Source organism: Streptomyces bungoensis (assembly GCF_001514215.1).
In the GTDB taxonomy this organism is placed as follows: domain Bacteria; phylum Actinomycetota; class Actinomycetes; order Streptomycetales; family Streptomycetaceae; genus Streptomyces; species Streptomyces bungoensis.
This window is the reverse complement of sequence record NZ_KQ948870.1, coordinates 46716-61237: the sequence shown is the minus strand read 5'-3', so window position 1 is coordinate 61237 and position 14522 is coordinate 46716. Positions and strand designations below refer to the sequence as shown.

General features: G+C 74.1%; 13 protein-coding genes and 1 riboswitch. Of the genes, 10 read left to right on the top strand and 3 right to left on the bottom strand.

Annotated features, from left to right (window positions below; translation table 11 throughout):
* The first annotated feature begins 127 nt into the window (after positions 1 to 127).
* The 4 genes from AQJ66_RS30010 (at position 128) to AQJ66_RS29995 (ending at position 4988) form a co-directional block, all read left to right on the top strand.
* Positions 128 to 1522 (top strand): M16 family metallopeptidase, encoded by a 1395-nt coding sequence (locus tag AQJ66_RS30010; RefSeq protein WP_061928235.1) that lies wholly within the window; start codon positions 128 to 130, stop codon positions 1520 to 1522.
* Positions 1519 to 2907, top strand: coding sequence for a M16 family metallopeptidase (locus AQJ66_RS30005; protein ID WP_061928234.1), 1389 nt, complete (start codon positions 1519 to 1521; stop codon positions 2905 to 2907). Before AQJ66_RS30010 ends, AQJ66_RS30005 begins: the two co-directional genes overlap by 4 nt.
* 252 nt (positions 2908 to 3159) lie before the next feature.
* Positions 3160 to 3323, top strand: a riboswitch (cyclic di-AMP (ydaO/yuaA leader).
* A gap of 12 nt (positions 3324 to 3335) precedes the next feature.
* Entirely contained in the window at positions 3336 to 4091 is a 756-nt protein-coding gene (locus AQJ66_RS30000) for a M23 family metallopeptidase (RefSeq protein WP_061928233.1), read from the top strand.
* Positions 4092 to 4292: 201 nt separating this feature from the next.
* Positions 4293 to 4988, top strand: a complete 696-nt coding sequence (locus AQJ66_RS29995; RefSeq protein WP_061928232.1) for a GntR family transcriptional regulator — start codon at positions 4293 to 4295, stop codon at positions 4986 to 4988.
* Between the two features lie 152 nt (positions 4989 to 5140).
* Here the strand turns inward: AQJ66_RS29995 and AQJ66_RS29990 are convergent, their stop codons facing one another.
* Complete coding sequence (locus AQJ66_RS29990; protein ID WP_030563197.1) at positions 5141 to 5422, bottom strand: HPr family phosphocarrier protein; 282 nt, start codon at positions 5420 to 5422, stop codon at positions 5141 to 5143.
* Positions 5423 to 5595: 173 nt separating this feature from the next.
* Between AQJ66_RS29990 and AQJ66_RS29985 the strand changes: the two genes are divergently transcribed.
* Genes AQJ66_RS29985 through AQJ66_RS29965 form a run of 5 tightly spaced genes read left to right on the top strand, consistent with a single transcriptional unit; the run spans position 5596 to position 11183 of the window.
* Positions 5596 to 8430, top strand: a complete 2835-nt coding sequence (locus AQJ66_RS29985) for a bifunctional acetate--CoA ligase family protein/GNAT family N-acetyltransferase (RefSeq protein ID WP_208611485.1) — start codon at positions 5596 to 5598, stop codon at positions 8428 to 8430.
* A 17-nt stretch (positions 8431 to 8447) separates the two neighbouring features.
* Positions 8448 to 8699, top strand: coding sequence for a hypothetical protein (locus AQJ66_RS29980; RefSeq protein ID WP_061928231.1), 252 nt, complete (start codon positions 8448 to 8450; stop codon positions 8697 to 8699).
* A 1-nt stretch (position 8700) separates the two neighbouring features.
* A complete protein-coding gene (locus AQJ66_RS29975; protein WP_061928230.1) occupies positions 8701 to 9297 on the top strand; it encodes a DUF5998 family protein in 597 nt (198 codons plus the stop codon).
* Positions 9297 to 10487, top strand: a complete 1191-nt coding sequence (locus AQJ66_RS29970) for an alkaline phosphatase family protein (protein WP_061928229.1) — start codon at positions 9297 to 9299, stop codon at positions 10485 to 10487. Before AQJ66_RS29975 ends, AQJ66_RS29970 begins: the two co-directional genes overlap by 1 nt.
* A 45-nt stretch (positions 10488 to 10532) precedes the next feature.
* Complete coding sequence (locus tag AQJ66_RS29965; protein ID WP_061928228.1) at positions 10533 to 11183, top strand: thymidine kinase; 651 nt, start codon at positions 10533 to 10535, stop codon at positions 11181 to 11183.
* 16 nt (positions 11184 to 11199) lie between these two features.
* Here the strand turns inward: AQJ66_RS29965 and AQJ66_RS29960 are convergent, their stop codons facing one another.
* Entirely contained in the window at positions 11200 to 11991 is a 792-nt protein-coding gene (locus AQJ66_RS29960; RefSeq protein ID WP_061928227.1) for a VOC family protein, read from the bottom strand.
* A 319-nt stretch (positions 11992 to 12310) separates the two neighbouring features.
* Between AQJ66_RS29960 and AQJ66_RS29955 the strand changes: the two genes are divergently transcribed.
* Positions 12311 to 13162 carry a sulfurtransferase gene (locus AQJ66_RS29955; protein WP_061928226.1) on the top strand — a complete coding sequence of 284 codons (852 nt, stop codon included), beginning with the start codon at positions 12311 to 12313 and terminating at the stop codon, positions 13160 to 13162.
* Between the two features lie 67 nt (positions 13163 to 13229).
* Here AQJ66_RS29955 and sepH read toward each other — a convergent pair whose 3' ends face one another.
* Positions 13230 to 14270: a septation protein SepH gene (sepH, locus tag AQJ66_RS29950; protein WP_061928225.1), complete on the bottom strand. Its 1041-nt coding sequence runs from the start codon at positions 14268 to 14270 to the stop codon at positions 13230 to 13232.
* Between the last annotated feature and the right edge of the window lie 252 nt (positions 14271 to 14522).

Sequence of the window (14522 nt, the reverse complement as noted above, 5' to 3'; positions counted from 1 at the left end):
ACGCGATCCGCTGTGGGCGTACGTCCGGCGGGAACTTCGCCGAGGCCCCGCACGCTGTGCATACAGTGGCAGGAACGGCAGGAAGACCGCGGTTTCGACGACCGCGTCCGCTCGCGAAGGGACGTACATGCCCATGGGTCACACGACCACAGCCGAGGCAGGCTCCGGGGGCCTGACAGCGACCGAGCACCGGCTGGCCAACGGTCTGCGCGTGGTGCTCTCCGAGGACCACCTGACCCCGGTGGCGGCGGTCTGCCTCTGGTACGACGTCGGCTCCCGCCACGAGGTCAAGGGGCGTACCGGCCTGGCTCACCTCTTCGAGCACCTGATGTTCCAGGGCTCGGCGCAGGTGCGGGGCAACGGCCACTTCGAGCTGGTGCAGGGCGCCGGCGGCTCGCTCAACGGCACCACCAGCTTCGAGCGCACCAACTACTTCGAGACCATGCCCGCCCACCAGCTGGAGCTCGCCCTCTGGCTGGAGGCCGACCGCATGGGCTCCCTGCTGACCGCCCTGGACGACGAGTCCATGGAGAACCAGCGGGACGTGGTCAAGAACGAGCGCCGCCAGCGCTACGACAACGTGCCCTACGGCACCGCCTTCGAGAGGCTGACCGCCCTCGCCTACCCGGAGGGCCACCCCTACCACCACACGCCGATCGGCTCGATGGCGGACCTGGACGCGGCCACCCTGGAGGACGCGCGCCAGTTCTTCCGCACCTACTACGCGCCCAACAACGCGGTGCTCTCCGTGGTCGGCGACATCGACCCCGTGCAGACCCTCGCCTGGATCGAGAAGTACTTCGGCTCGATCGAGTCCCACGACGGCAAGCCCGCGCCCCGCGACGGCTCGCTGCCGGAGGTCATCGGCGAGCAGCTGCGCGAGGTCGTCGTCGAAGAGGTCCCGGCGCGCGCCCTGATGGCCGCCTACCGGCTCCCGGAGGACGGCACGCGCGCGTGCGACGCGGCCGACCTGGCCCTGACCGTCCTCGGCGGCGGCGAGTCCTCCCGGCTGTACAACCGGCTGGTGCGCCGCGACCGTACGGCCGTCGCGGCCGGCTTCGGGCTGCTGCGGCTGGCCGGCGCGCCGTCCCTGGGCTGGCTGGACGTGAAGACCTCCGGTGACGTCGAGGTGCCGGTCATCGAGACCGCCATCGACGAGGAGCTGGCCCGGTTCGCCGAGGAGGGCCCCACGCCGGAGGAGATGGAGCGCGCCCAGGCCCAGCTCGAGCGCGAGTGGCTGGACCGGCTCGGCACGGTCGCCGGCCGCGCCGACGAACTGTGCCGGTACGCCGTCCTGTTCGGCGACCCGCAGCTCGCCCTGACCGCCGTCCAGCGCGTCCTGGAGGTGACCCCCGAGGAGGTCCAGGAGGTCGCCAAGGCCCGTCTGCGCCCCGACAACCGCGCGGTCCTCGTCTACGAGCCGAAGTCCCCGGAGACCGTCCAGGACGCCGACGTCCCCGAGGACCCGGAGCACGAAGCGACCGTAGAGGCCGGCAACGAGAACGAGGAGACGGCCAAGTGACCGAGCTCGCCACCATGGACTTCCACCCCCAGCCGCAGCCGGGGGAGGCCAGGCCCTGGGCCTTCCCCGCCCCCGAGCGCGGCACGCTGGACAACGGCCTGACCGTGCTGCGCTGCCACCGCCCCGGCCAGCAGGTCGTCGCCGTCGAGGTGCTGCTGGACGCCCCCCTGGACGCCGAGCCGGCCGGCCTGGACGGCGTCGGCACGATCATGGCGCGGGCCTTCTCCGAGGGCACCGACAAGCACTCCGCCGAGGAGTTCGCGGCCGAGCTGGAGCGGGCCGGCGCCACGCTGGACGCGCACGCCGACCACCCCGGTGTCCGCATCAGCCTGGAGGTGCCCGCCTCCCGCCTGGCCAAGGGCCTCGGCCTGCTCGCCGACGCGCTGCGCGCGCCCGCCTTCGCCGAGAGCGAGGTGGAGCGGCTGGTCCGCAACCGCCTGGACGAGATCCCGCACGAGCTGGCCAACCCCGCCCGCCGCGCCGCCAAGGAGCTCTCCAAGGAGCTGTTCCCGGCCACCTCGCGCATGTCGCGCCCGCGCCAGGGCACCGAGGAGACCGTCGAGAAGATCGACGCGGCGGCCGTACGCGCCTTCTACGACCGCCACGTGCGGCCCGCCACCGCCACCGTGGTCGTCGTCGGCGACCTCACCGGCACCGACCTGGACGATCTGCTCGCCGGCACCCTGGGCGCCTGGACCGGCACCCCGGGCGAGCCGCGGCCCGTGCCGCCCGTGACCGCCGACGACACCGGGCGCGTGGTCATCGTCGACCGGCCCGGCGCGGTCCAGACGCAGCTGCTCATCGGCCGCATCGGTGCCGACCGGCACGACCGCGTGTGGCCGGCGCAGGTGCTCGGCACCTACTGCCTCGGCGGCACCCTCACCTCCCGCCTGGACCGCGTCCTGCGCGAGGAGAAGGGCTACACCTACGGCGTGCGCGCCTTCGGCCAGGTCCTGCGCTCCTCGCCGGAGGGCACCGGGGCCGCGATGCTCGCCATCAGCGGCTCGGTGGACACCCCGAACACCGGTCCCGCCCTCCAGGACCTGTGGACGGTGCTGCGCACGCTCGCGGCGGACGGCCTGACGGACGCCGAGCGGGACGTCGCCGTGCAGAACCTCGTCGGGGTGGCACCGCTGAAGTACGAGACGGCCGCGGCCGTCGCGAGCACCCTCGCCGAGCAGGTCGAGCAGCACCTGCCCGACGACTTCCAGGCGACGCTGTATCAGCAGCTCGCCGCCACCGGCACGGTGGAGGCCACCGCGGCGGTCATCAACGCCTTCCCGGTGGACCGCCTGGTGACCGTCCTCGTCGGCGACGCGGCCCGGATCAAGGCGCCGGTCGAGGCGCTCGGCATCGGTGACGTCACCGTGGTGACGGCCGAGTAGCGCCGCGGCGGCGGAACGTCCCGCGCGCGGGGGGCCCTGACGGCCGACGGGTCGTCAGGGCCCCTTGCGTTGGACGGCTGCCCGGCCCGGCAGCCGCACAACGATCCGCCCGGATGTCCGGATTGGGGCAGAGCCTGCCCATCTGGTCTGTGGGATGTACTACAAAACCCCGGTTCCGTTTGAGGATCGAAAGCCGGCCCGCTTAGCGTCGTCCGGGCTGTCCGTCAGGCACTGCGCCGCGCCCGCGGCACCGGACAGCCATCGCCGAGTCCCCGTATGGCGCGAGCCAGGGGAGCCGGGGACCCACCGCAGTCCCTGGGGTGAATCGGACGCCCGCGCGCCAGCGAGGGGGTCCGTAGGAGACCTTCCTGCTCCGAACCCGTCAGCTAACCCGGTAGGCGAGAGGGAAGGAAAGGACAAGCCACCACATGGCGTTCATGTGCGCCACCGGGAAGCACCGCAAGCCCGGCCGGGTCAAGCGCACCACCGCAACCGCGGCCGGCGTCGCGGCCCTCACCACCACCGGTGTCGTCGGCACCCTCGCCGCCACCCCGGCGCTCGCCGCGGAGCGTCCCGTCGAGCAGACCGGCCTCACCCCGGTCATCACCGTGAGCGACGACGTCGCCGAGCAGATCGACGCGCAGGCCGCCGTCCAGAAGATCGCCGCCGAGCAGAAGGCGGCCGAGGAGGCCGCGGCCAAGGCGGCCGCAGCGCGGGCCGAGCAGGCGCGCCAGGCCGAGGCGCGCGCCGCCCGGGAGGCCGAGCGCAAGCGCCTGAACATGTTCGTCGCGCCGGTCGCGCACTCGTACGTGTCCACGGGCTACATGGCCAGCAGCTCCCTGTGGTCGTCCGGCTCGCACACCGGCATCGACTTCCACGCGGCCGTCGGGACCACGGTCCACGCGGTGGGCTCGGGCACCGTCGTCTCCACCGGCTGGGGCGGCGCCTACGGCAACCAGATCGTCATCCGGATGGCTGACGGCATGTACACGCAGTACGGCCACCTGTCGTCCATCGGCGTCACCGTGGGCCAGAAGGTCACCCCCGGCCAGCAGATCGGCCTGTCCGGTGCGACCGGCAACGTCACCGGCCCACACCTGCACTTCGAGGCCCGCACGGGTCCCGACTACGGCTCGGACGTCGACCCGATCGCCTACCTCCGCAAGCACGGCGTGAACGTCTGACGCGGCACCGCACCGCTTCCGCGAAAGCCCCGGCTCACCGAGCCGGGGCTTTCGCCGTTTTTCGTGCACCGTCCCGCAGGCGCTGTCCAAAAAATATGCATGGATTCCGGACCGCCGTCGGAAATTCGGGCTCATTGCCATAGAGTCACGGGACACACGTCCATCGTCGGCGTTTCACGGGGATTAAGACGGAGGTCGGTCATGCGTATTCCGGCGCACTCGGTGTGCACGGCGATCCGGGACGACATCGTGGCCGGTGTCCACCCGCGCGGCAGCCGCCTCACCGAGGAAGTCCTCGCCCGCCGCTACGGCGTCTCCCGCGTCCCCGTCCGCGAGGCCCTGCGCACCCTGGAGGCGGAGGGCTTCGTGGTGACGCGCCGGCACGCGGGCGCGTGCGTGGCCGAGCCGACCGAGCGGGAGGCCGCCGACCTGCTGGAGATGCGCATGCTGCTGGAGCCGCTCGGCGCCTCCCGGGCCGCTCAGCGGCGCACCGAGGCCCACCTGAAGGTGCTGCGCGGCCTGGTCAGACTGGGGCAGGAGCGGGCCCGGCGGGGGAGCAGCGAGGACCTGCGCTCGCTGGGCGGCTGGTTCCACGAGACCCTCGCGCAGGCCTGCGGCAGCTCCTCGCTGACCTCGATGCTCACCCAGTTGCGGCACAAGATCGCCTGGATGTACACGGTGGAGGCCCCGCCGAGTCCGGTGGAGTCCTGGGCGGAGCACGGCGCGATCGTGGACGCGGTGGCGCGCGGAGACGGCGAGCGCGCGCGGGCGATCACGGCGCTGCACGGCGAGCGCGCGGCGGCCGCGCACCGGCTGCGCCTTTCCGGCGGCCCGGACCGCACCGGCCGTGTGAGAACTTCGCAACGTGCCGTAAACATGTCGGGGCCGCGGCATTAACACGGGCGCTGTATACAAAGAAAGGCAATAAGCGGGGGTGTATTTCCGCTGCCTGCTGCCCGGAATTCCGGACGCCTGTAATTACCGTCCGAAACGGCGGAGCCGCGCCGCCCCGAAAAGGGCGACGCGGCTCCTCGGCTCCCGACCGGCGCTCAGACCGTCTCGGGCAGTTCCTCAAGACCCTCGGCGACCAGCTTGGCCAGCCGGTCCAGGGCCGCGTCCGCGCCCTCGGCGTCGGAGGCGAGGACGATCTCCTCACCGCCCTGGGCGCCCAGGCCCAGGACAGCCAGCATGGAGGCCGCGTTGACGGGGTTGCCCCCGGCCTTGGCGATCGTCACCGGGACGCCTGCGGCCGTGGCGGCTCGGACGAAGATGGAGGCGGGGCGGGCATGGAGGCCCTCGGCCCAGCCGACGTTGACGCGGCGCTCAGCCATGTGTTGCTGCCCTTCGGTTTCAGGGTTGTCTAGACCAGTTTCCCACATCGTGGGGTGTGCCCGGAGCGGTCCTTCGTCCCGCTCCGGTGTGTCGCCGGCCCGCGGCCTCGGCCCGGCGTCGTCCCCAAGACTGCCCTGCCCCGTTGTCAGAAGCTAGCCGTACCCTGGGCCCCATGCAGAGCCCGGCGGACCGGCAGGACCGGCACGAGTACCCCGCCCACTGGGAGGCGGACGTGGTGCTGCGCGACGGCGGTACCGCGCGCATCCGGCCCATCACCGTGGATGACGCCGACCGTCTGGTCAGCTTCTACGAGCAGGTCTCGGACGAGTCGAAGTACTACCGCTTCTTCGCGCCGTACCCCCGGCTCTCCGCCAAGGACGTCCACCGCTTCACGCACCACGACTTCGTGGACCGGGTGGGCCTCGCGGCCACGATCGGCGGCGAGTTCATCGCCACCGTGCGCTACGACCGCATCGGCGCCGACGGCATGCCCGCCTCCGGTCCGGCCGACGAGGCCGAGGTCGCCTTCCTCGTCCAGGACGCCCACCAGGGCCGCGGCGTCGCCTCCGCCCTGCTGGAGCACATCGCGGCCGTCGCGCGCGAGCGGGGCATCCGCCGCTTCGCCGCCGAGGTGCTGCCCGCCAACTCCAAGATGATCAAGGTGTTCACGGACGCCGGGTACACCCAGAAGCGCAGCTTCGAGGACGGCGTCGTACGCCTGGAGTTCGACCTCGAGCCCACCGACCGCTCGCTCGCCGTCCAGCGCGCGCGGGAGCAGCGCGCCGAGGCCCGCTCGGTACGGCGGCTGCTGGCCCCGGGATCCGTCGCGGTCGTCGGCGTCGGCCGGGCGAGCGGCGGGGTCGGCCGCAGCGTCCTCGGCAACATCCGGGACGCCGGCTACCCGGGCCGGCTGCACGCCGTGAACCGGGCCTTCCCCGAGGACCTGACGGAGGTCGACGGGGTGCCGGCGTACCGCTCGGTGCGCGACATCGAGGGCCCGGTCGACCTCGCCGTCGTCGCCGTACCGGCCGAGCACGTGCCCGCGGTGGTCGCCGAGTGCGGGGAGCACGGGGTCCAGGGGCTCGTCGTGCTCTCCGCCGGGTACGCCGAGAGCGGGCCCGAGGGGCGCGAGCGGCAGCGGGCCCTCGTCCGGCAGGCACGCGCGTACGGCATGCGCATCGTCGGCCCCAACGCCTTCGGCGTCATCAACACCGCGCCCGGCGTCCGGCTGAACGCCTCCCTGGCCCCGGAGATGCCCCGCCCCGGCCGCATCGGGCTGTTCGCCCAGTCCGGCGCCATCGGCATCGCCCTGCTGTCCCGGCTGCACCGGCGCGGCGGAGGCGTCACCGGAGTCACGGGCGTGTCCACCTTCGTCTCCTCCGGCAACCGCGCCGACGTCTCCGGCAACGACGTCCTGCAGTACTGGTACGACGACCCCGACACCGACGTCGTCCTCATGTACCTGGAGTCCATCGGCAACCCCCGCAAGTTCACCCGCCTGGCGCGCCGCACGGCCGCGGCCAAGCCGCTGGTCGTGGTGCAGGGCGCCGGATCGGCCCCCCAGGGGCACGCGGTCCGGGCGACGCGGCTGCCCCACGCGACGGTGTCCGCGCTGCTCCGGCAGGCCGGGGTGATCCGGGTCGACACGATCACCGAACTGGTCGACGCGGGCCTGCTGCTCGCCCGCCAGCCGCTGCCGGCGGGTGCCCGCGTGGCGATCCTCGGCAACTCCGAGTCGCTGGGGGTGCTGACCTACGACCGCTGCCTCGCCGAGGGACTGCGGCCCTCGCGTCCGCTGGACCTGACGACCGGGGCCACGGCGGAGGACTTCCACCGGGCGCTGGTGCGGGCCCTGGCCGACGAGACGAACGACGCCGTCGTCGTCACGGCGATCCCCGCGATCGGGGAGGAGTCGCCGGGGGACGAGGAGCTGGCTCAGGCGCTGCGGTCGGCGGCGGCCGCGATGCCCGGGAAGCCGGTGCTCGTCGTGCACGTGGAGCTCGGGGGGCTCGCGCAGGCCCTGTCGGCCGCGGCCAGCACGGCGCCGCAGGCCGGCGGGAGGGCACCGGGCGGCGAGGGCGGCGTCGACCGCGTCCTCCAGGAGGAGCCGCCGCCCACCGCGCGGCCGGCCCCACCGGAGGGCACCTCCCTCATCCCCGCCTACCCCGCCGCCGAGCGGGCCGTCCGCGCCCTCGCCGAAGCCGTGCGGTACGCGCAGTGGCGGCGGGAGGCCGCCGACCCGGGCCGGGTGCCGGAGTTCGACGACGTCGACGAGAAGGGCGCCGCGCGGCTCATCGGGGAGCTGCTCGCGCGCGGGGAGGGCCTCACCACCTCCGACGCGCAGACCTGCGAGCTGCTCGGCAAGTACGGCATCCAGGTGCGGCGGGCGCTCCCCGCGCCCACCCCGGACGCCGCCGCCGAGGCCGCACGCGCCCTCGGCTACCCGGTCGCCCTGAAGGCCACCGCCCCGCACCTGCGGCACCGCGCCGACCTGGGCGGCGTACGGCTGGACCTCGCCGACGAGGAGCAACTGCGCCGCGCCTACGCCGAGTTGACCGGGCTGTTCGGCCCGCCGGAGGAGCTGCGGCCGGTGGTGCAGGGCATGGCGCCGCGCGGGGTCGACACGGTCGTGCGGGCGGTGATCGACCCGGCGGCCGGGGCCGTGCTGTCCTTCGGCCTCGCCGGGGCCGCGTCCCAGCTGCTCGGGGACATGGCGCACCGGCTGGTCCCGGTCACCGACCGGGACGCGACCTCGCTGGTGCGGTCCATCCGGACGGCGCCGCTGCTGTTCGGCTGGCGCGGCTCCACGCCCGTCGACACCCCCGCGCTGGAGGAGCTGCTGCTGCGGGTCTCCCGGCTCGTGGACGACCACCCCGAGGTCGTCGCCGTCACCCTGGAGCCGGTCGTCGTCGCCCCCAAGGGCATCAGCGTCCTCGGCGCCACCGTCCGCCTCGCGCCCCCACCCGCCCGCGACGACCTCGGCCCGCGCACGATGCCGGCGTACTGAGCGGACGGGGGGACGGGATGGAGATCGCCGGGCCCGCACTCGGGGTAAGTGACGAGGAGACCGCGCGTCACGCGCGCGCCCTCGGCGAGCCACCGGCGCTCGTCGTCGCCTTCGAGGCGGACGCCGGCGGGCCGGAACCCGTGTCCTGCCCGGTCGCCGCCGAGCGACCGGAGATCCGGCGGGAGCCCGTGCCGGGGCACCCGCGCCCGGGCGCGGAGGCCGCCCCGGGTGCCCGCGACTGGCCCGGACCGCCCTTGCCCACGGATTAGGATGGACGCCATGGCCAAGACCAGTACGACGACCCAGGGGCTGCGCACGGCGATCGAGCGCAGCGGCTACTACCCGGCCCTCGTGGCCGAGGCGGTGGAGGCCGCTGTGGGCGGCGAGCCCATCCGGTCGTACCTGGTCCACCAGGAGACGACGTTCGACCAGAACGAGGTGCGCCGGCACGTCACCGTCCTGGTCCTCACCGGCAACCGCTTCATCGTCAGCCACACCGACGAGCAGGCCGCCGACGGCACGTCCCCGACGCCGTACGCCACGACGTCCACGGAGTCCGTCAAGCTCGGCCGGATCTCGTCCGTGGTGGTCAGCCGGGTGGTCGCGAACCCGGAGCAGTACGTGCCGGGCACGCTGCCCCGCGAGGTCGTGCTGACCATCGGCTGGGGCGCGGTCAGCCGCATCGACCTGGAGCCCGCCGCCTGCGGCGACCCGAACTGCGAGGCCGATCACGGCTACACGGGCAGCTCCACGGCGGACGACCTCAGCCTGCGCGTCAGCGAGGCCGGGGACGGCCCGGAGACGGTGCGCCAGGCGCTCGCCTTCGCGCAGGCCATCTCCGAGGCGACCGCGGACCTCACGCGCTGATGGCGCAGACCACCTCCTGGGGCCACCCGGAACCGCTCGCCCTCGCCAGCGCGCCGCTGCCCGAGTACGGCACCGGCTCGCTCGCCGACCTGCTGCCCACCCTGGCCGCCGGCCTCGGCGTCCCCGGCACGACCGCCGCCATCACGGAACTGGCCCCGGCCGACCGGGTCTGCGTCTTCCTGGTCGACGGCCTCGGCTGGGAGCAGCTGCGCGCCCACCCCGACGAAGCCCCCTTCCTGACCTCGCTGCTGGGCAGCTCCCGCGGCGGCACCGGACGCCCGCTCACCGCCGGCTACCCGGCGACCACCGCCACCTCCCTGGCCTCCGTCGGCACCGGCCTGCCCCCGGGCGCCCACGGCCTGCCCGGCTACACCGTGCGCAACCCGGACACCGGCCGGCTGATGAACCAGCTCCGCTGGCAGCCGTACACCGAGCCGGGCCCCTGGCAGCCGTACCCCACCGTCTTCCAGCTGGCCCACGCGGCCGGCGTGCACGCCGCGCAGGTGTCCTCGCCCACCTTCGCGCAGACCCCGCTCACCAAGGTCGCGCTCAGCGGTGGCACCTTCCACGGGCGGCTGACCGGCGAGGAGCGCATGGACCTGGCGGCCGAGCAACTCGCCGGCGGGGACCGCTCCCTGGTGTACACGTACTACGCCGAGCTGGACGGCGCCGGGCACCGCTACGGCATCGCCTCCGACACCTGGCGCGGCCAGCTCATGTACGTCGACCGGCTCGTCCAGCGCCTCGCCGAGCAACTGCCGCCGCGTGCCGCGCTGTACGTCACCGCCGACCACGGCATGGTCGACATCCCGTTCGACGACGAGCACCGCATCGACTTCGACGCGGACTGGGAGCTGCGCGCCGGCGTGGCCCTGCTCGGCGGGGAGGGCCGCGCCCGGCACGTCTACGCGGTCCCGGGCGCCGAGAACGACGTCCTGACCTGCTGGCGCGAGGTGCTCGGCGAGCAGTTCTGGGTGGCCTCGCGGGACGAGGCGATCGCGGCTGGCTGGTTCGGGCCGCACGTGGACGAGCGCGTCTACCTGCGCCTCGGCGACGTGATCGCGGCCGCGCACGACGACGTCCTGATCACCGCCTCCGAGCGGGAGCCCAAGGAGTCCGCGCTGGTCGGCAACCACGGCTCGATGACCCCGGCCGAGCAGCTCGTCCCGCTGCTCGAAGTACGCTCCTGACCCCCTGCCTCCTCCTGCCCCGCCCCGAAAGGTGCTCATCCCCTCATGCCCGAGCTGGTGTTCTTCTCCGGAACGATGGACTGCGGGAAGTCCACGCTGGCTCTGCAGATAGAGCACAACCGCTCCGCGCGCGGCCTCGTCGGGATGATCTTCACCCGGGACGACCGCGCGGGCGAGGGCAAGCTGTCCTCCCGGCTGGGCCTGGTCACCGACGCGGTGGAGGTCGAGGACGGCCAGGACCTGTACGCCTCCATCGTCGAGCACCTCTCCCAGGGCGGCCGCGCGGACTACGTGATCGCCGACGAGGCGCAGTTCCTCGCCCCGGAGCAGATCGACCAGCTCGCGCGCGTGGTGGACGACCTCGACGTGGACGTCTACGCCTTCGGCATCACCACCGACTTCCGCTCCAAGCTCTTCCCCGGCTCCCAGCGGCTGGTGGAGCTGGCCGACCGCATCGAGGTGCTGCAGGTGGAGGCGCTGTGCTGGTGCGGCGCCCGCGCCACGCACAACGCCCGGACGATAGGCGGCGTGATGGTGGTCGAGGGCGCCCAGGTGGTCGTCGGCGACGTCAACCACTCCGCGGGCGAGGTCGGCTACGAGGTCCTGTGCCGCCGCCACCACCGCCGCCGCATGACCGCCGCGTCGGCGCGCGCGGCGGCCCTGTCGCCGGACGTGCTGCCGGTGTCGCCCGCGTGAGGTCCCGGCGGCCGGCTCACCGGGGATTCTCGATGACCGAGAACACCGCCCCCTCCGGGTCCGCCACCGTCGCCACGCGCCCGTGCGGGCTGTCGTGGGCCGTCTTGAGCACCTGGCCGCCCAGGCCGGTGACCTGACGCAGGGTCTCGTCGGCGTCGGCGACCTGGAAGTACGTCAGCCAGTGCGACCCACGGTCCCGGGGCAGGGCGTGTCCCACGCCGTGCAGTCCGGCCACCGGGCGGCCTCCGAGCCGCAGGGTGACGTAGTCGAAGTCGGCGGAGACGACCGGCTCCTCGGCGTAACCGAACACGGTCTCGTAGAACTTGGCGACGCTCTCGGTCTCGAAGGTGAGCAGTTCGATCCAGGCCGGGGTGCCCGGGACGCCGCTGAGCGCGGTGATGAGGTGGGGCGCCCCCTGCCAGATGCCGAACACCGCCCCGGACGGGTCGGAGGCGATGGCCAGCCGCCCGGCGTCGGCCGCGTCCAGCGGGCCCACCGCCACCGTGCCGCCGCACAGCCGGACCTGCTCGGCCGTCCGGTCCACGTCGTCCGAGGCGAAGTAGGGCGTCCAGGCGATCGGCAGCCGGTTCTCCGGCGGCAACTGGCCCATGCCCGCCACCTCCTGCCCGTCGAGCAGCGCCCGTACGTAGGGGCCGAGCTGCTGCGGGCCGGGCCGGAACTCCCAGCCGAACAGCGCCTCGTAGAACTCCTCGGTCGCGGTCAGCCCGTGTGCCATCAGGCTCACCCAGCAGGGTGTGCCGGGCGCGGTCCGCGCGTGTGGACCGGCCGACTCCCGTGCCTCGGTCATCGATCACTCTCTCCCCGGCCCTCGTGTGGCCGTGTCGATTCCGCTCCCCGGAAGGGGTGTGCCGCCGGCAGCGTGTGCGCTCGTGGCGGTACCCGCATCCTGGCCGGTTCCTGCGCGCGGGGCCGCGCCGCCGCGCGGCGGTGTCCTGCCGAGGATGCCCGGTCCGCCGTCGTTCGCCGCTTCCTGGCGATGGCCGGCGGGTGTCCGTCGGCTGTACAGGGTGTGCTCGATCCCCTACGTCCGGTGATCGAGCCCGTCCGGCCGAGCAGAGTAGCCGGACCTGGACTCCGCGGCCACCCCTGGCGTAAGGATGGACGCCATGACAGCCATCATCACCGCATCCGAACTCGCCGCCGAGCTGGCCGGCGACCACCCGCCCGTCGTGCTGGACGTGCGCTGGCAGCTGAGCGTGGCGAAGGCGGCGGGCGCCCCTGCCTTCGACGGCCGGGCCGAGTACGCGGCCGGGCACCTCCCCGGCGCGGTCTTCGTCGACCTGGACCGGGAGCTGGCCTCGGCCCCCGGGGAGCACGGCCGCCATCCGCTGCCCGGCCTCGCGGAGTTCGGCGCTGCCATGCGCCGCGCGGGCGTGTCGGCGGGCCGCCCGGTCGTCGTCTACGACGGCGGGCACGGCTGGGCCGCCGCGCGCGCGTGGTGGCTGCTGCGCTGGACGGGTCACCCGGACGTGCGGGTCCTCGACGGCGGGTTGCCGGCCTGGCAGGGCCCGTTGACGACCGACGTCCCGGCGCCGGCCGAGGGCGACTTCGCACCGGCGCCCGGCGCGGCCGGGCTGCTCGACGCCGACGCGGCCGCCGCCCTGGCCCGGTCGGGCGTGCTGCTGGACGCGCGCGCGGGGGAGCGTTACCGCGGCGAGGTGGAGCCGATCGACCGGGTCGGCGGGCACATCCCGGGCGCGGTGTCGGCGCCGACGACGGAGAACGTGGGTCCGGACGGCCGGTTCCTGCCCGCGGAGGAGCTGAGGGACCGCTTCAAGGCCCTGGGGGTGTCCGAGGGAGACGAGGTCGGCGTCTACTGCGGTTCGGGCGTGTCCGGGGCGCACGAGGTGCTCGCCCTGGCGGTGGCGGGCATTCCGGCCGCCCTGTACGTGGGTTCGTGGTCGGAGTGGTCGTCGGACCCGTCCCGGCCGGTCGTGGTGGGGCCGGACCCGCAGTAGGCCGCGGCGGCGGGGGCACGCGTGTGCCCCCGCCTCAGACGGGCGTACGGCCCGTTTGCCGCCGCTCCTACTCCTGCTTCTTGCGCCGGGTCCCGAACACGATCTCGTCCCAGCTCGGCACGGCCGCGCGGCGGCCGGGACGGACGCCGTCGGCCTCGGCCTGACGGTCGGTCGCGCCGATCAGCCGGTCGCGGTGGCTGCCCACCGAGCGGGGCATGAGGACGTCCGCGTAGGCCGAGCCGGCCGAGGCGGCGGGCGCCGGCGGCTCCTCCGCCTCGGGGTCGTCGGCGGGCTCCTCCGCGGTGTCCGGGGACCGCTCCGGGACCACCAGGTCGCCCCGGAAGCTCGGCACCGCCTCCAGCAGGCTGGTCAGCGAGTCGCGTTCACCCGTGCTCTCCTCGGCGGGCTCCGACGCTTGCGCCGGCAGGCTCGGCCGCTCCCGGTCGCTGCGCTCCAGCGCGCGGTCCATCGAACGCTCGCGCGGGAGGCGGGCGATGCGCGGCACGAACGGGAAGCTCGGCTCCGGCACGGCGAGGTCGTCGGACTCGCCGATCAGCGAGCGCGCCTCGTCGTCCACGGCCTGGACGAGCCGCCGGGGCGGGTCGTACGTCCAGCTCGCCGAGTGCGGTTCGCCCGCGACCCGGTAGACGAGCATGACCTCCCAGGTGCCGTCGTCGCGGCGCCAGGAGTCCCACTGCACGGTGTCCTTCTCGGCGCCGCGCAGCAGCAGCCGCTCCTGGACGGCCTCGCCGAGCAGCGGGCCGGAGTTCTCGCCGGGGCGGCGGACCGGGGTCTTGCGGGCCCGCTCGGCCATGAAGGCGCGCTCGGCCAGCACCGGCCCCTCGAAGCGCCGTACCCGGTCGACCGGGATGCCGGCCATCTGGGCGACCTCTTCGGCGGTGGCACCGGCACGTATCCGCGCCTGGATGTCACGGGGGCGGAGATGGCTCTCGACCTCGATCTCGATCTGGCCGAGACGGGGCCGGTCGCCGCGCACGGCGGCGCGCAGCCGCTCGTCGATCGGAAGGGTGTACTCCGTCGAGTCGGCAGCCTTCAGCACCAGCCGTGTGCCGTCATTCGAGACGGCCACGACACGCAGTTCGGGCATGGGGACCTCCCGGGTGGTGCCTGCCGACGTCACGTGCGTCGCTGCTTCCGCTAGTCGAGTGTGGCCTGCCCGGGTGCAGCCTGCCACAACCTTGCCGAGTTGCCCGGCGTGTCGGGCGCGGGCCCTGGAACGCCGTTATGGCACGGTTACCTGTTCGCAACTCTCCGTGACGACCTTCGTCACCCTGCGCAACCAGCCCCCTCCCGGCGGTCCTGCAAGGTTCCGGACACCCTGGTGGGAGACCGTACCCAG